Annotated in this window: 12 protein-coding genes and 4 pseudogenes; 10 read left to right on the forward strand and 6 right to left on the reverse strand. The window is 66.2% G+C overall.

The genetic code is table 11. The features are described 5' to 3' along the window. Positions 1–8: 8 nt before the first annotated feature. Complete coding sequence (locus HND92_RS09130; RefSeq protein WP_011803789.1) at positions 9–1,235, reverse strand: IS110-like element ISAisp4 family transposase; 1,227 nt, start codon at positions 1,233–1,235, stop codon at positions 9–11. Positions 1,236–1,560: 325 nt separating this feature from the next. Between HND92_RS09130 and HND92_RS09135 the strand changes: the two genes are divergently transcribed. The 5 genes and pseudogenes from HND92_RS09135 to HND92_RS09155 all read left to right on the forward strand — a co-directional run bounded on the left by HND92_RS09135 (position 1,561) and on the right by HND92_RS09155 (position 5,973). Continuing rightward, complete coding sequence (locus HND92_RS09135) at positions 1,561–1,749, forward strand: DUF3861 family protein (protein WP_253940128.1); 189 nt, start codon at positions 1,561–1,563, stop codon at positions 1,747–1,749. Beyond that, positions 1,722–2,165: pseudogene (locus HND92_RS09140) on the forward strand (dihydrolipoyl dehydrogenase); the annotation flags it as partial. The gene HND92_RS09135 and the pseudogene HND92_RS09140, both read left to right, overlap by 28 nt. A gap of 108 nt (positions 2,166–2,273) precedes the next feature. Beyond that, positions 2,274–3,832, forward strand: a pseudogene (locus HND92_RS09145) (IS91 family transposase). 188 nt (positions 3,833–4,020) lie between these two features. Continuing rightward, positions 4,021–4,410 (forward strand): annotated as a pseudogene (locus tag HND92_RS19165) (fucose-binding lectin II); the annotation flags it as partial. A gap of 357 nt (positions 4,411–4,767) precedes the next feature. After that, positions 4,768–5,973, forward strand: coding sequence for an NAD(P)/FAD-dependent oxidoreductase (locus tag HND92_RS09155; RefSeq protein ID WP_172206793.1), 1,206 nt, complete (start codon positions 4,768–4,770; stop codon positions 5,971–5,973). Positions 5,974–6,058: 85 nt separating this feature from the next. Here the strand turns inward: HND92_RS09155 and HND92_RS09160 are convergent, their stop codons facing one another. Further along, entirely contained in the window at positions 6,059–6,580 is a 522-nt protein-coding gene (locus HND92_RS09160) for an Rrf2 family transcriptional regulator (RefSeq protein ID WP_172209230.1), read from the reverse strand. Between the two features lie 319 nt (positions 6,581–6,899). Between HND92_RS09160 and HND92_RS09165 the strand changes: the two are divergent. Next, a pseudogene (locus tag HND92_RS09165) lies at positions 6,900–7,310 on the forward strand (2-oxo acid dehydrogenase subunit E2); the annotation flags it as partial. A 16-nt stretch (positions 7,311–7,326) separates the two neighbouring features. Continuing rightward, on the forward strand, positions 7,327–9,210 hold the full coding sequence (gene lpdA / locus HND92_RS09170; RefSeq protein WP_172206794.1) for a dihydrolipoyl dehydrogenase: 1,884 nt from the start codon (positions 7,327–7,329) through the stop codon (positions 9,208–9,210). Positions 9,211–9,344: 134 nt separating this feature from the next. Here lpdA and HND92_RS09175 read toward each other — a convergent pair whose 3' ends face one another. Then, complete coding sequence (locus tag HND92_RS09175) at positions 9,345–9,659, reverse strand: DUF2322 family protein (protein WP_172206795.1); 315 nt, start codon at positions 9,657–9,659, stop codon at positions 9,345–9,347. Between the two features lie 125 nt (positions 9,660–9,784). Here HND92_RS09175 and HND92_RS09180 point away from each other — a divergent pair, with 125 nt between their 5' ends. Together HND92_RS09180 and HND92_RS09185 are read left to right on the forward strand one after the other, a co-directional pair. Beyond that, positions 9,785–10,744, forward strand: coding sequence for a class I SAM-dependent methyltransferase (locus HND92_RS09180; protein ID WP_172206796.1), 960 nt, complete (start codon positions 9,785–9,787; stop codon positions 10,742–10,744). Positions 10,745–10,807: 63 nt separating this feature from the next. Continuing rightward, a complete protein-coding gene (locus HND92_RS09185) occupies positions 10,808–11,695 on the forward strand; it encodes an NAD(P)-dependent oxidoreductase (RefSeq protein ID WP_172206797.1) in 888 nt (295 codons plus the stop codon). A 94-nt stretch (positions 11,696–11,789) separates the two neighbouring features. On the opposite strand, the gene HND92_RS09190 is transcribed toward HND92_RS09185, so the two are convergent. Together HND92_RS09190 and HND92_RS09195 are read right to left on the reverse strand one after the other, a co-directional pair. Further along, the gene (locus tag HND92_RS09190; RefSeq protein ID WP_015913211.1) at positions 11,790–12,269 is read right to left on the reverse strand and encodes an EVE domain-containing protein; all 480 of its coding nucleotides are present in this window, start codon (positions 12,267–12,269) and stop codon (positions 11,790–11,792) included. A 134-nt stretch (positions 12,270–12,403) separates the two neighbouring features. Beyond that, positions 12,404–12,982, reverse strand: coding sequence for a C40 family peptidase (locus HND92_RS09195; RefSeq protein ID WP_172206798.1), 579 nt, complete (start codon positions 12,980–12,982; stop codon positions 12,404–12,406). A 315-nt stretch (positions 12,983–13,297) separates the two neighbouring features. Between HND92_RS09195 and mdtD the strand changes: the two genes are divergently transcribed. Then, positions 13,298–14,722 (forward strand): multidrug transporter subunit MdtD, encoded by a 1,425-nt coding sequence (mdtD, locus tag HND92_RS09200; RefSeq protein ID WP_172206799.1) that lies wholly within the window; start codon positions 13,298–13,300, stop codon positions 14,720–14,722. A 120-nt stretch (positions 14,723–14,842) separates the two neighbouring features. Here mdtD and HND92_RS09205 read toward each other — a convergent pair whose 3' ends face one another. After that, positions 14,843–16,711, reverse strand: a complete 1,869-nt coding sequence (locus tag HND92_RS09205) for an ABC transporter ATP-binding protein (protein ID WP_253940130.1) — start codon at positions 16,709–16,711, stop codon at positions 14,843–14,845. Positions 16,712–16,838: the final 127 nt, after the last annotated feature.

The following is a 16,838-nucleotide window of genomic DNA, read 5'->3' on the forward strand; positions in this document are numbered from 1 at the left end:
AGCGCGTCTCAGGCGGCAGCGGGCGTGGCGATGAAGCCGTGCTTGCGCAGCATTTTGATCCAGCGCGGCGCGTTGCGCTGAACGTTCAGCGCCTCGTAATCGACCTCCTTGTCCTGGTAGTGGCTTGCGTTGCTGAGCATGGCGTAGATGGTGCGCAGCATCTTGTGGGCCAGCGCCACCACTGACTTCTTGTGGCCCTTTCGGATGGTCAGCGCGTCGAACTTGGCCTTGAGTGCGCAGCGCGTTCGTGCTGCAGCCTGGGCGAACTCGCACAGCAGCCTTCTGACCCAGGCGTTGCCCTTGCGGATGCGCCCGGTTTTGCGCTTGCCCGCGCTCTCGTTGTTGCCTGGGCAGATGCCCACCCAACTGGCCAGGCGCTCTGCACTGCCAAACACGCTCATGTCCGCACCAATCTCCACCAGCAGCATGGCCGCCCCCTGCTCGTCGATGCCCGGCAGGGTCTGCAGCAGCCTGAGCTGTGGCTGCCAGGGTTGCAGGCCCTGCAGCAGGTACTGGTCCATGCGGGCGATGCGCTGCTCGATCTGCTCAATGTGCTGCACGATCTCCTGGGCCACAAAGCGGTGCACTGCGCTGAACTGCTCGGTGCTCAGGGCCTCGCACAGTTCTTGCCTGCTCGCTCGCAGCCGCCCCTTGTGGTTCAGCACCTCGTGCATGGGCTGTCCCTCGATCAGGGCTTTGACCATGGCACGCGCGCTCTGTCCGTGGATGTCGGCCACCAGCACGTTGATGCGAATGCCCGCGTCCACCAGCACCTTGTGCAGCCGGTTCTTCTCGGCGCTGCACATGCCCACCAGCTTTTGCCGCTGGCGCGCTACCAGGCGAAGCTGGCGCATCTGCACCGGTGGAATGAACGAGGCGCGCAGCAAACCCGCACGCGCCAGCGTGGCCAGCCACTGTGCATCGGCCATGTCGGTCTTGCGACCGGGCACAGCCTTGACATGCCGCGCGTTGACCACCCAAGCAATAAGGCCCACCGCCTCCAGCGCCGCAAACGGGCTTTTCCAATACACCCCTGTGCTCTCCATCACCACGACCTCAGGGGCCATCTCCAGCGCCCACTGCGCCAAGGCGCGGCGGTCGCGTTTGAAGGCGCCGAAGTCTCGCTTGGTGACCTCTACCCGGCCATCGTCATGTTCGACAACGGCGCAGGCCGTGATCTTGGCCTGGTGAACGTCCAGCGCAATGACGCGCTTGTGCATCGGGGTCAAATCCATTGCGGCTCTCCTGCAGCTTGAATGACAATCACAAGCGTGCGGACCAGCCAAGGTGCCGCCGACCAACGGCCTGCCGGGCAAGCCCGGCGGCTCTCTTTAATGTGGGCTGTCAGGCGCGCTCTGACCCGGCTGGGTCTGGGCAACGCCCGCAGGCAATCCTGGGTACGAGTGGTCGGCAGCGGGTCAAGTTAGCGATCGCGGTCGAGTGCCATCAAAGAATTGACCGACCTCTACCCGCGCTGGCCCGCACGCCCCCAGTGTCTTCCATCATCCAGGGTGAACCGCAAGGGTCATGACAGTTAGCCCAACGTGAGGACCCATGCAAATGAGGCAATACCGTTATCGCGTAACTCTGGAGCAATTGACTGATTCACATGGCGTTCCCACCGATCGCAAGCCTCTACAGTTTGAGGTTGGAAATCATGACGACATCATCTCTGTCGTGACGTGGATTCGCAGCAGAGGTGATTTCAGTAGCCAGGCGGAAGCAGCGCCGCCTTCAACGCCCGCGTGATCCCGAGCGTGGCCTATACCGACCCCGAAGTGGCCTGGGTGGGTCTGACCGAGGACCAGGCCAAGGCGCAGGGCATCAAGGTCAAGAAGGGCCTGTTCCCCTGGGCGGCCTCGGGCCGCGCCATTGCCAACGGCCGCGACGAAGGCGTCACCAAGCTGCTGTTCGACGACAGCCCCGAAGCAGGATCAGGAGACGGCCATGCTGGCCGGGGCCACGGCAAGATCCTGGGCGGCGGCATCGTCGGCACGCACGCCGGCGACATGATCGGCGAGATCGCCCTGGCCATCGAGATGGGCGCCGACGCGGTGGACATCGGCAAGACCATCCACCCGCATCCGACGCTGGGCGAGAGCATCGGCATGGCGGCGGAGATTGCCCACGGCAGTTGCACGGATGTGCCGCCTGCGCGCAAGTAAGTCCGCAGCCAAGCTACCCTGCCAAGGCCCGAACTGGCGACGGTTCGGGCCTTGTGCTTTGCGTACCCAAACAATCGCCGCAGAATACTGTGCATTTGTACAGTATTCATGTCAGCCACTTCCAAGCCCAAGCTCTACAACCCACGCCACCCCGAACGCACGCTGCTGTACCAAACGGTAGCCGAGCACTACGAGACCTGGCTAGAGTTGGCCAGCGCGGGTCAGTTCGACGGCCAGGGCGACCACCACACCCCCAAGCCCTTCGTGCGCAAAGCGTTTGCCAAGTATCTTGAGTGCGGCATCTTTGCCCATGGCTTTGCCCGCGCTCGCTGCGGCGACTGTGGGCACGACTACTTTGTAGCCTTCTCCTGCAAAGGCCGGGGAGTCTGCCCCTCGTGCACCACCCGGCGCATGGTGGAGACAGCAGCGCACCTGAACGATCACGTATTCCCCCGCCTGCCGGTGCGCCAGTGGGTGCTGTCGGTTCCCAAGCGGCTTCGTTACTTCATGCAGCGCGACGGAGCGGTGCTGAGCATGGTGCTGCGCATCTTTCTGCGGGTGATCGCACAAACTCTGCAGACCCACAGCCCCGGTGCGGCCCATATGGACAAGGCAGGCCTGCACATCGGTGCCATCGCCTTCATTCACCGATTCGGCTCCAGCCTCAATGAACACGTCCACTTCCACGTTTGTGTGGTGGACGGGGTGTTTGAGGAAGTGGAGGGCGAGGGCGATGCTGATGCGACCCCTCGAATCTCATCGCCGGGTGTCATCTTTCACGCGGCCACCGGCATCGATGCGGCTACCGTGGCCCCAGTGCAGACCACACTGCAAAAACGCATCCTGCGCGCCTTCGTTGCTCGGGCCTGCTGGAGAACTGTGACGCCAAAGACCTGCTGGGCTACAAACACAGCGGCTTCTCGGTGGACGCCGGTGTCTGCATCGAAGCCCACGACCGCGCTGCGCTGGAGCGGCTGCTGCGCTATTGCGCGCGTCCACCGTTTTCCATGGAGCGCCTACGCAAAGAGGGAAGCGAACTGGTGTACCGCTGTGCCAAACAGCGCAGCGAGCCCACCAGTGACCAGCGCGGTGCCAAGGCAGACGAACTGCACCTCACACCGCTGGAGCTCATCGACCGCATTGCCGCCCTGGTACCCCCACCACGCACCCACCGGCACCGCTACTTTGGCGTGCTGGCACCGAACTCGCCGCTGAGGGAGGCGGTGACGGCTCTGGCCCAGCCTGCTGCGGCGCAACCAGCCACGGTCGAGACTGCACAATCTGGCGCGGGCGTGGGCGTGGGCGTACCTGGGGTGGCGGCGCCGGGCAACGCGGCCACACCCACACCAGAACCTGCAGCACCTCCCAAACGCCCAGCGCACTACCTATGGGCGGTGCTGATTGCCCGCATCTACGAGGTCTTCCCACTGCTGTGTCCGAACTGCGGGGGGCAAATGCGCATCATTGCCTTCATCACGCACAGCGCCGAAATCCGCCACATCCTGAACCACATCGGGGTGGACTCGCAGCCACCGCACATAACCCCGGCACGCGGGCCACCGCTGTGGGAGGACTGCGACGCGCCGGTGGATGACGGGGTGCAAGGCGAGCCGGATTGGGATCTGGCAGCTCAACCCGACGAGGTGGACCAGCGCGTCAATTGGTGACCCAGTGAAGCGGCGGTATCCATCGCTGCGGTGAGTAGCTGCGTGCGCGCCAGACCCAAATGCATACTGCCTCCCAAGCTCTTGCCATTGAGCGGCAAGCGAGCGCTCAACCTTCCTTGGCCGAACGTGTTTCGAGGCCCAAAACGCGTGCCATACTTGGCCTCATGCGGTTGAATTTCCTATCCGTTCCGCAGCCCACGCAGCCGGATACCACGACGACCGGCGGTGGCGAACGCGACGGCATCTTCAACCTGCCGCCGAACATCGCGTTCGGCGTGACCGCGCTGGTCAATTCGTCGGCGCAGCAGACGATCGAGGTCTTCGTCGACGACAACGCGAAACCGGCCGCGACGTTCCAGGGCGCCGGCACGCAGGACACGAACCTGAACACGCAGATCGTGAACTCCGGCAAGGGGAAGGTGCGCGTGGTCGTGACGGCGAACGGCAAGCCGTCGAAGATCGGCTCGCGCCAGGTCGACCTCTTCAAGAAGACCTACTTCGGCCTGGTCGGATCGGAAGACGGGACGGACGGTGACTACAACGACGGTATCGCCATCCTGAACTGGCCGCTCGGCTAAGCCGCGCAATCCTGGCCCTCATCGCCACGCCGCCCGGCGTGGCGATCTGCTTCGGCACACCAGATCTGACGCTGCGAATACGTCCCGCCTCCCTGACCAATCGGCCTGTCCGGATCGATCGCGCAAGGTCGCGGTACTGATGCGACCACGCATCGATCGCCTTTGCATCGAAGCGATTTCCCGTTCCCGACACCGTCTTTCGTCGGGTCGCTCCCTGATTGATCCACGCGCCATTCCGCACACAGGACTTGCGCTCCATAACTACGACTCATAGAATCGTAGTTATGGAGCGCATCGATGCGGCAGGCAACGTCGGTGTTCTACCGACCTCATGCATCAATCAACCGGAGTCAATCAGTGGCAAAGCAAATTCTTGTTATCGGGGCCGGTTTCGCCGGCATGTGGAGCGCGCTGAGCGCGGCGCGCGTGCTGGACGCGCACGGTCGAACCGACGTGGAAATCACCGTGGTGGCGCCGGATGCCCATCTGCACGTCCGTCCTCGCCTCTACGAAGAAGGCCCGGCAAACTTCCGGGCGCCGCTCGGCGAGATCTTCGACGCGGTGGGCGTGACGTTCGTGCAAGGCACGGTCGAGCGCATCGACGTCGCGCGCCGGGCCGCCGACGTGCTGCGCACGAACGGTGAAGCGACGACGCTCGACTACGACCGCCTCGTGCTGGCGACCGGCAGCCGCCTGTTCCGCCCCGCGATTCCCGGCCTGGCCGAGCATACGTTCAGCGTCGATCAAACCGACGAAGCCGTCGAACTCGAAGCGCACATTCGCGATCTGGCGTTGCAGCCGGCCTCCACGGCCCGCGATACGGTCGTGGTGGCAGGCGGCGGCTTCACCGGCATCGAGACGGCAGCGGAAATGCCGGCCCGCCTGCGCGCCGCGCTGGGCGAACACGCAAACGTGCGGGTCGTGATCGTCGAGCGCAACGACGCAATCGGCCCCGACCTGGGCGAGGGCCCGCGCCCCGTCATCGAGGAGGCGCTGCGCACGCTCGGCGTGACGTGGAAGCTCGGGTCCGGTGTCGCATCGGTCGACGCGGCCGGTATCACGACGGCGGACGGCGAGCGGATCGAGTCGAGCACGGTGATCTGGACGGCCGGCCTGCGGGCCAGCACGCTGACGGAACAGATTCCGGGCCGCCGCGACGTGACGGGGCGCCTGCACGTCGATCGCAACCTGGCGGTCGAAGGCGTGCCGGGTGTCTACGCGACGGGCGACGTCGCGTATGCGGCCACCGACGACGAAGGCAACCACACGATGATGTCATGCCAGCACGCGATGAACCTGGGCCGTTCGGCAGGGCACAACGTGGCAGCCGATCTGCTGGGGCTGGAACATATCCCGTACAGCCAGCCGAAGTACGTGACGTGCCTGGATCTCGGCCCGTGGGGTGCGGTCTATACGGAAGGTTGGGATCGTGAAGTGAAGCTGACGGGTGCGGAGGCGAAGAAGCTCAAGCACCAGATCAATTCCGAATGGATCTATCCGCCGCGCGCGGATCGCGCGGAAGCGCTGGCGGCCGCGGATCCGTTGCGGATCGTCGTGGCCTGAGCAACGCGTTTGCCCGCACGATGCGCGGGGGGCAGTGGCTGCATCCCGCGTGTCGTCGTGCGACGCCGCCGCGGCGCGGCGCGAATCAGCGCTCGCCGCCGCGGCTGGCCGCGCGATCGGCGAACCAGCCGACCACCTTGGGGCCGTAGCCCGCAGGCGCTTTCGACCAGGCCTGCCCGGCGAGATCGGCGAGCGACTGCTTCCTGAGTTCCTCCCGCATCGCCCGTTCCGCCGCCTGCATCACCGCGTGAATCGAACAGGTGCCGCGCGTGGCCCACGCGGGCGGCTCGCCTTCGAACACCGCGCACTGGCCGCGCACTTCACGGCAGTCGAACAGCCGCTTGTCGCCGTCGATCGCTTCGACGACGTCCTGCACGGAGATGTCCCGCGCGGGCCTCGCCAACGCGAAGCCGCCGCGAATGCCTTCGCTGGACACGACGATCCCGGCCTTCGCGAGACGCGTGAAAAGCTTGGCCGCGTAATCGACGGAGACGCCCTGCATCTCGGCCAGGTCGCGCACGCTCGCGTCGCGCACGCCCGTGGAAGTGTCGGCGAGATAGAGCAGGCAATGCAGGCCATACTCGACGCCGGTGCTGATGAACGACATGCTATTGCGACTCGGGGTATCGGAGTTGGGAGCGTAGCGCAGTGCGGCGACAATGTCACCCGTCGCGCCATCCGTCCCGTTTTCGGCAGCGATGATTGCTTGCATTCGCCAGCCCTGCAAGAACGATCAAATGCCCCCGCCGCCGATACCATATAGTCCGCTCGACACCCTCAATGGCACGCCATGAATCCGATTGGACAAGCACTCTGGTTTATCGAAACCAAACTGGACAGGGAACTGACGCTCGACAGGATTTCCGCCAATTGCGACATGACGCGCTTCGGCTTCTCGCGCCTGTTCTCGATGAATACCGGCTGGCCACATCGGCTTTGCGGCCGACACGCCCAACGGCCTGGTGGTGCCCGTGCTGAAAGATGCCGACAAGAAGGGCATCCTGCAAATCAGCGCCGAGATGGCCGAGCTGGCCAAGAAGGCCCGCGACGGCAAGCTGGGTGCGGCCGACATGCAGGGCGGCAGCATGTCGATCAGCTCGCTGGGCGGCATTGGCGGCACGCATTTCACCCCCATCATCAATGCGCCCGAGGTGGCCATCCTCGGCCTGTCCAAGAGCCAGATGAAGCCCGTGTGGGACGGCCAGCAGTTCGTGCCGCGCCTTACGCTGCCGCTGAGCCTGTCGTACGACCACCGCGTGATCGACGGCGCCTCTGCCGCGCGCTTCAACGCCTACCTGGGCCAGGTGTTGGCGGACTACCGCCGCATCCTGCTGTAAGGACGGAGCACAACATATGGCAATCATCGACATCAAGGTGCCCGACATCGGCGACTTCGCCGAGGTGGGCGTGATCGAAGTGCTGGTGCAGCCGGGCGACACCATCCGGGCCGAGCAGAGCCTGGTCACCGTGGAGTCCGACAAGGCCTCCATGGAGATTCCCAGCAGCCACGCCGGCGTGGTCAAGGAGCTCAAGGTCAAGTTGGGCGACAAGGTGGCCGAGGGCTCCGTGCTGCTGACACTGGAAGTGGCGCAGGGTGCGGCGGCGCCGGCTGCGGCCCCTGCCGCGGCGAGCACGCCCAGCGCACCGCCATCTGAGTCAAAACCGGCTCCAGCGCCCGCTGTTCAAGCGCCAGCAGCTCCTAAAACCGAAGCGGCCAGCTTCGGCGGCAGTGCCGACGTGGAGTGCGATGTGCTGGTGCTGGGTGGCGGCCCCGGCGGTTACAGCGCCGCCTTCCGCGCGGCCGACCTGGGCCTGAACGTGGTGCTGGTCGAGCGCTACGCCACCCTGGGCGGCGTGTGCCTGAACGTGGGCTGCATTCCCTCCAAGGCGCTGCTGCACGTGGCCGCGGTGATGGACGAGGTGAGCCACCTGAAGAGCGCCGGCATCGACTTCGGCGCGCCGCAGGTCAACATCGACACCCTGCGCGGCCACAAGGAAAAGGTCATCGGCAAGCTGACCGGCGGGCTGGCGCAGATGGCCAAGATGCGCAAGGTGACCGTGCTGCGCGGCTACGGCCACTTTGTCGGCGCCAACCATCTGGAGGTGGAGGAAACCACCGGCACCAGCCAGGACAAGACCGGCGCCAAGAAGGTGGTGGCGTTCAAGCGCGCCATCATCGCCGCCGGCAGCCAGGCCGTGCGCCTGCCGTTCATGCCCGACGATCCGCGCGTGGTGGATTCCACCGGTGCGCTGGCGCTCAAGGACGTGCCCAAACGCATGCTGATCCTGGGCGGCGGCATCATCGGCCTGGAAATGGGCACGGTGTACAGCACGCTGGGCGCGCGCCTGGACGTGGTGGAGATGCTGGACGGCCTGATGCAGGGCGCTGATCGCGACCTGGTCAAGGTATGGCAGAAGATGAACCAGCACCGTTTCGACAACGTGATGCTGAATACCAAGACCGTGGCCGCCGAGGCCACGCCCGAGGGCATCAAGGTGAGCTTCGCGCCCGCCAAGGACGGCGTCACGGTGCCCGAGCCCCAGGTGTACGACCTGGTGCTGCAGGCCGTGGGCCGCACGCCCAACGGCAAGAAGATCGCCGCCGACAAGGCCGGTGTCGCCGTGACGGACCGCGGCTTCATCAACGTCGACATCCAGATGCGCACCAACGTGCCGCACATCTTCGCCATCGGCGACATCGTGGGCCAGCCCATGCTGGCGCACAAGGCGGTGCACGAGGCGCACGTGGCGGCCGAGGTCATCGCCGGCGAACTGCAGGGCAACAAGGAACTGGCAAGCGCCGCCTTCAACGCCCGCGTGATCCCGAGCGTGGCCTATACCGACCCCGAAGTGGCCTGGGTGGGCCTGACCGAGGACCAGGCCAAGGCGCAGGGCATCAAGGTCAAGAAAGGCCTGTTCCCCTGGGCGGCCAGCGGCCGCGCCATCGCCAACGGGCGCGACGAAGGCTTTACCAAGCTGCTGTTCGACGACAGCCCCGAAGCAGGATCAGGAGACGGCCATGCTGGCCGGGGCCACGGCAAGATCCTGGGCGGCGGCATCGTCGGCACGCACGCCGGCGACATGATCGGCGAGATCGCCCTGGCCATCGAGATGGGCGCCGACGCGGTGGACATCGGCAAGACCATCCACCCGCACCCCACGCTGGGCGAGAGCATCGGCATGGCGGCGGAGATTGCCCACGGCAGTTGCACGGACGTGCCGCCGCAGCGCAGGTAAAGGCCACGGCCGTAGCAAAAAAGGCAGCCTCTGGCTGCCTTTTTTATGCTTTTGATAGCGCCTGGCGCTTGCTGTGCAAGGGCTGGAGGCGTTTTTGAGTATGAGGTGCTGGGTTGGCGAGTGTGCGTGGCAGTTCAGGCCTGCACCAGTGCCACGCGGTAGCCCTGGCCCGTCGCGATCACCTGCAGCAGCCGGTCGATGTTGGGATGGCTGCCGGGATGCTGGCGGGCATCGGCGGTGTGTTCGGCGAACAGTTCCAGGCCTTCCTGCGCCGCGGCGACGGTGATGCCGCCGTGCTTGGCGGCCAGCGCGGCGTACACGGTCAGCGAGCCCGTCTTGCCCGGCTGGTTGGGAATGGTGGCCACCACCTGGCCGGCGTCGTCCAGCAGTTGCAGGGCTGCCAGGTGGGCAATGGAGGGCAATTGGCGCAGGTTGTCAGCGAAGGTCATGCAAAAGCCTTGAACGGAGCGGATGAAACCGTGACGATAACGTAAAAACCATAGCTGTTAGCGCTGGCACAATCTGCGTTAGCGGGCATTTTGATGCCTGTTTTTCTTTGCGCCCGACCCCACTCATGCAAGCCCTGCTCGACGCCATCGCCACCCTCACTCCGCCCGTTGAGGCCTGCCGCATCTTCCATGGGCGTGGCGGGCGGTTTCCCGGCAGCGAGCAGTGGACGCTGGATGCCTATCCACCCGTGCTGGTGCTCACCAGCTTCGCCCCGGTGACGGACGACGCACTCGCCACCGTCGACGGCGCCCTGCGCGCACGATGGCAGCAGGTGGCGCCAGGGCAGCCGCTGAACTGGGTGTTCCAGCACCGCGGCGAGGCGCTGCGCATCGAGGGCCGCAGCGATACGCGGCTGATGGCGGGCGAGGTGCCCGAGCTGCATGTGGTCACCGAGGATGGCGCACGCCTGCGCGTCCAGGTGCTGCGCGGGCAGAACCACGGGTTGTTCCTGGACATGGCCGAAGGGCGTCGCTGGGTGCGCGCGCATGTGGCGAACCACCGCGCACGCACCGGGTGCGGCGCTCGGGTGCTCAACCTGTTCGCCTATACCTGTGCGTTCTCGGTTGCCGCGCTGCAGGCGGGCGCGGCGGAGGTGGTGAATGTGGACATGAGCCGGGGTGCCATAGCCACCGGGCAGCAGAACCACCAGCTCAACGGGTTGGGCGCCGGTGCCCGCTTTCTGGCGCATGACATCTTCAGCTCGTGGGGCAAGATCACGCGCAGCGGGCCGTACGACCTGGTGATCGTGGATCCGCCGTCCTACCAGAAGGGCAGCTTCGTCGCGACCAAGGACTATGCGCGGCTCATGCGGCGCCTGCCGGAACTGCTGATGCCGGGCGGCCACGCCCTGCTGTGCCTGAACGCGCCGGAGCTGGGGATGGAGTTTCTCTGCGAGCAGATGCGAACCCAGGCGCCTTCGCTGGCGTTCGTGGAACGCGTTCCCAACCCGGCGGTGTTCGCCGATGTGGACGAGGAGCGGTCGCTGAAGGTACTGGTTTTCCGGGATACGGCGGCGGTGGGTTGAAGGGGCTCCGCGCGCCACAATGCGGTGGACACCGCTTCCCACCCACCGGTTGAAACGCAGCACATGAACACCCCTCGCATCGGACTGATCGGCGTAGGCCTGATGGGCCACGGCATTGCCATGAATATCGCCCGCAAGGGCTATGCGCTGACGGTGCTGGAGCACCCTGGCAACCAGCCCCTGGATGCATTGCGCGCCCAGGGCGTGGCCTGCGCCGCATCGGTGCATGAACTGATGCGACAGGTGCAGGTGCTCATCCTGTGCGTGACGGGATCGCCCCAGGTAGAGGCGGTGCTGCTGGGCGAGGAGGGCGCCCTGGCCGCCCTGCAGCCCGGCACCGTGGTGATCGACTGCTCCACGGCCATTCCCTCGTCCACCGAATCCGTCGCCCGCGCCGTGGCGGCGGCCGGCGGGCGGTTTCTGGATGCGCCGATGACCCGCACCCCCAAGGAGGCCGCCGAGGGCCGGCTGAACCTGCTGGTGGGCGGCGAGGCCGCACTGCTCGACGAAGTGCGCCCGGTGCTGCAGTGCTTTGCCGAGAACATCACGCATACCGGTGCCGTGGGCAGCGGCCACCGCATGAAGCTGCTGCACAACTATGTGTCGCTGGGCAGCGTGGCTCTGATCGCGGAGGCTGCCGCGTGCGCGTTGGCGGCCGACGTGGCGCCGCAGGTGTTCCTGGATGTTCTCGCCAAGGGCGGCGGCGGCGGCGTGGCGCTGGAGCGCCTGCGGCCCTACCTGCTGCAGCAGGACCCCTCCGGGCTGCGCTTCTTCATGTCCAACGCGCTCAAGGACATGGGCTACTACACCGCCATGGCGCACGAAGGCGGCGCGGCCGATGGCATTGCCCAGGCCGTGCACGACACCTTTGCCGCCGCCGTTGCCGAGGGTGGGCCGCAGGCGCTGGTGCCGGAGCTGGTAGCGCTGCTGCGCGCCAAGGGGGCGGGTTGATGAAGGTTGGATTTTTGGCGGGATTCCCTTTTCCCGCCTCCAGTCCTCCCGCCTCCAGCCTGTCGATGCGTGACGGGGACACCCGCGCGGCCCGCTAGTCTGCCGCGAGCACCTGCGTGATGAAGGTCCACTCCTGCGGCTGCAGCGGCGTGATCGACAACCGGTTGCCTCGCTGCAGTACGCGCATCGACGCTAATTCGGGATGGGCGCGCAGTTCCGCCAGGCCAATGAGCCGTGTCTTGCGCACGGCTTGCACGTCCCGCAGCAGCCACCGGGGTTTCTCAAGGGGTGACTTGGGGTCGTAGTAAGGGGATTCAGGGTCGAACTGCGTGGGGTCGGGGCGTACGCCCGAGGCTATGCGTGCAATGCCGGCGATACCGGGTGCAGGGCAGCTTGAGTGGTAGAAGAGCACGCCATCCCCCACCTGCATCTCGTCGCGCATGAAGTTGCGCGCCTGGTAATTGCGCACGCCGGTCCAGGGCACGGTGGCGCCCGGAGCGCCCAATGCATCGTCAATGGAACACTCGTCGGGCTCCGATTTCATGAGCCAAAAGCGCGTAGTGGGTGTGGTCATGGCTGGAAGGACTCAGGACACCTGTGTGGCTTGCACACCGTCACCCCATGTGCAGGCACTGAAAACGCTGGCCCGGTGCGTAGCTACTTACCGCAATTACTACAGCAGTGCCGGACAGGGTGCCGGCCCCGGTCTCAGTTGGCGGCCGGAGCGCGAGCGGACATGGCCATGGCGGCGGCGTCTTCGTCCGTGGTCACACGCCGTGCACCGTTGAAGCGCCGCTGCCAGTAGGAAGCGCCCATGTCTTCCACGCGCACCTGCGCACCGGAGCGCGGGGCATGGATGAACTTGCCGTCACCCACGTAGATGCCTACGTGGCTGAACGCGCGGCGCATGGTGTTGAAGAACACCAGGTCGCCGGGCTGCAGGTCTTTTTTGTCGATGACTTCGGTGGCGGCGGCCTGCTCGTTGGCGCGGCGTGGAAGCACCATGCCCTTGGCCTGCTCATAGATGGCGCGCACGAAGCCGCTGCAATCAAAACCCGTCTCGGCACTGCTGCCACCCCGGCGGTATGGCACGCCGATGAAGCCCATGGCGGTGGAAATCAGGGAGGAGGTGCGGTCTGCCACGTTGTGCTGAACGTCCTGCAACTGGACGAGCAGGCTGCGGTCAATGCTGGCTGCAGGGGTGGCGGCTGCCCGCTCTACCTCGGGGGAGGGAGCGGCGTAGGCATTCGAGCAAAGCAGCAGCAGCAGGCACAACCGACGAAACATGGGGCGCGAGGGTACCACGGCATGGCGGGAAATCTGCCGACAAGTGATAGTAAATAGTTGATTTACATGGATTTTCATGAACGTGCCCGCGGTGATAGGCAACGTCTTGCTGGGTTTTGCCCGGTGATGGGGTGCACTGCCTTTCGCATGCCGGCCACTCACCATCTCGGGAAAACGCTTCTACTTTGATAGCGGTTCGTGTTTGGTGGACAGGGCCCCACACCGTTTCGACGGACATGAACCGCGCGTCAATCCGCAAACGGGTCCCAATGGCACACTTTGGCCTCCTTTTTTGAGCCCGCCCTGGGCGATTTCATGACGCGTGGACCTGTTTCGCCCACTTCGCGCCAGCCGCTGCTGTGGCTGGTCGCCCTGGGATTTTTCATGCAGACGCTGGACGCCACCATCGTCAACACGGCCTTGCCGGCCATGGCGCGCGACCTGGGCGAGAGCCCGCTGCAGATGCACTCGGTGATCGTGGCGTATTCGCTGGCCATGGCGGTGCTGATTCCGGCGTCGGGCTGGCTGGCGGACCGTTTCGGCACGCGGCGGGTGTTCATGTCGGCGATCGCGTTGTTCGTGCTCGGCTCGGTGTTGTGCGCGCTGTCGTCCACGCTGCCGCTGCTGGTGGGCGCGCGCGTGGTCCAGGGGCTGGGCGGTGCGCTGCTGCTGCCCGTGGGGCGGCTGGCGGTGCTGCGGGCGTTTCCGCGCGACGAGTTCATCCGCGCCATGAGCTTCGTGGCGATTCCCGGGCTGGTGGGGCCGCTGATCGGGCCGACCCTGGGCGGCTGGATGGTGGAGTACGCCTCCTGGCATTGGATCTTCTGGGTCAATGTGCCCGTGGGGCTGGTGGGCTTGATGGCCGCGCGGCGCTTCATGGCGGCGGGAGAGGTGCTGGCCGTGCGTGGATTCGACTTCGTTGGCTATGGCCTGCTGGCCTTTGGCATGGCGGCCGTGTCGCTGGCGGTGGAGGGCATGGCCGGCGGTGGTGCGCGCAGCGCGTCGTCGCTGGTGATGATGATCTTTGGCCTGGCCAGTCTGGCGGCCTACTGGCTGCACGCGCTGCGCAGCGATGCGCCGCTGTTTGTGCCGGGGTTGTTCTCGGTGCGCACGCTGCGCGTGGGGCTGCTGGGCAACCTGTTTTCGCGGCTGGGCAGCTCGTGCATGCCCTTCATGATCCCGCTGGTGCTGCAGGTCAGCCTGGGCTACGCACCCATGCAGGCGGGCATGATGATGCTGCCCACGGTGCTGGGCAGCATGGCCGTGAAACCTGCGGTCACCTTCATGGTGCGGCGCTGGGGCTATCGCGAGGTGCTGGTGGTCAATACCTGCGCGCTGGCGTTGCTCATCGCCAGCTTCTGCCTGATCACGCCCGGCCAGCCCCCGTGGCTGCTGATGGTGCAGCTGGCGGCGTTTGGCGGCGTGAACTCCATGCAGTTCTCGGCCATGAACACGGTCACGCTCAAGGACCTGGACACGGGTCATGCCAGCAGCGGCAACAGCCTGCTGTCCATGGTGCAGATGCTGGCCATGGGCATGGGGGTGGCGGCTGCCGGGGCGGTGCTGGCGAGCTTCCAGGGCTACTTTGGCGCCGCAGATGCGCAGGACACGCTCCACGCGTTTCGCGCCACGTTTGCCTGCATGGGGGTGCTGACGCTGGCGGCCACGGCGCTGTTCCTGCAGTTGCCGCCGCACGAGCCGCCGCGCCCCCATCCCCTGGGCCCCGAGGAGCAGAGCTGAACTGGGAGTCTTCAGTCTCTTGTGCTATTGTTATAAGAGCTGTTGGCGCTTGCCAGTATTGCCTTGGAGGCCTATTTCTATCCCGATTGCCATGATCGTGCGCGGCCGATCCTGTATCGCTCAGGCCTCGTCCGGGTCCTGTCCCATGAAGCCGCCGCTCTGGTGCGTCCACAGCCGCGCATAGACACCCCCTTGCGCCAGCAGCTGTGCGTGCGTGCCTTCCTCGACGATGCGGCCGGCGTCCAGCACGATGAGCCGGTCCATGGCGGCGATGGTGGACAGGCGGTGCGCGATGGCGATCACCGTCTTGCCCCGCATCAGTCCGTCCAGGCTCTGCTGGATGGCGGCCTCCACCTCGGAGTCCAGCGCGCTGGTGGCCTCGTCCAGCAGCAGGATCGGGGCGTCCTTGAGCATCACGCGCGCGATCGCCACGCGCTGGCGCTGCCCGCCCGAGAGCTTGACGCCGCGCTCGCCCACCTGGGCGTCGTAGCCGCTGCGGCCCTGCAGGTCGGTCAGCTCGTCGATGAATTGCACGGCCTCGGCGCGTTCGGCAGCCAGGCGCATGTCTTCCTCGGAGGCATCGGGGCGGCCGTACAGGATGTTGTCGCGCATCGATCGGTGCAGCAGCGAAGTGTCCTGCGTGACCATGCCGATCGCCTGGCGCAGGCTGTCCTGCGTGACGTGGGCGATGTCCTGCCCGTCCACCAGAATGCGTCCGCCCTGCACGTCATGAAAGCGCAGCAGCAGGTTGACCAGCGTGGACTTGCCCGCGCCCGAGCGGCCGATCAGCCCGATGCGCTCGCCTGGGCGGATGGTGAGGTTCAGCCCGTCGATCACTGCCGCGCCGTCGCGGTAGCCGAAGCGCACGTTCTCAAACTGCACCTCGCCACGCGTGACCTGCAGCGGGCGGGCATCGGGCGCATCCACCACCGTGCGCGGGCGGGTGAGGGTGTTGATGCCGTCCTGGATGGTGCCCACGCTCTCGAACAGCGTGGTCATCTCCCACATCACCCAGTGGGCGTGGCCCGAAACGCGCAGTGCCATGGCGGTCACCGCGGCCACCGCGCCGGCGCCTACCTCGCCCCGTGACCACAGCCATAGCGCCGTGCCGCAGGCACCGAGGATCATGCCCACCACCAGGGCGTGGTTCACGATCTCGAAGCGGCTGACCAGCCGCATCTGTGCGTAGCCCGTGGTCTTGAACGCGTCCATCGCCGCGCGGGCAAACTCGGCCTCGCGCCGCGTGTGCGAGAACAGCTTCACCGTGGCGATGTTGGTGTAAGCGTCCGTCACGCGGCCGGTCATGACGGAGCGCGCGTCGGCCTGGGCCTTGCTCACCTGGCCCAGGCGTGGCACGAAGTACCAGCACGCGGCCGCGTAGCACAGCGCCCACGCAAGAAAGGGCAGCAGCAGCCGCCATTCAAAGCCGCCCGCCAGTGCCAGGATGGTGACCAGGTAGACACCCATGCCGATCACCACGTCGCAGGTGGTAAAGATCATGTCGCGCACGGCCAGCGCGGTCTGCATGATCTTGGTGGTGATGCGGCCCGCGAACTCGTCTGCATAGAACGCCATGCTTTGGCCCAGCATCAGCCGGTGGAAGTTCCAGCGCAGGCGCAGCGGGAAGTTGATGGCCAAGACCTGGTGGCGCACGGTGGTCTGCAGCGCCACTATGCCAATGCTGGCGACCAGCACCGCAGCCACCCCGGCGAGCAGCGTGCCGCGCTCGGCCCAGAAGCGCTCGGGCGCAGTGGCGGCGATCCAGTCCACCACCCGCCCCAGCACGGCAAACAGCAGCGCCTCGTAGATGGCCACCACGGCAGACAGGGCGGCCATGGCCCCGACATAGCCGCGCAGGCCGCGCGTGCTGGCCCACACGAAGGCGAGGAACCCGGCGGGCGGCACGGTCGGCTCGGCCGCAGGGTACGGGGGGACACGATTTTCGAACAACCGAAACAACACGATGGCGGGCACTCCTGATGCGGCCATGGTACGGGCCGGCGGCTGGCGACGCCGGCGTGGGGAATTGCGCAGGCGCCGCAGCCGCGCGGTCGCAGTAGACGTTGGCGGTGTCTGTTGCCCCCGCACGGGTAAATGCCGCTATGCTCTGCGGCGC

The organism is Diaphorobacter sp. JS3050, from assembly GCF_013154915.1.
Taxonomy (GTDB): Bacteria; Pseudomonadota; Gammaproteobacteria; order Burkholderiales; family Burkholderiaceae_C; genus Diaphorobacter; species Diaphorobacter nitroreducens.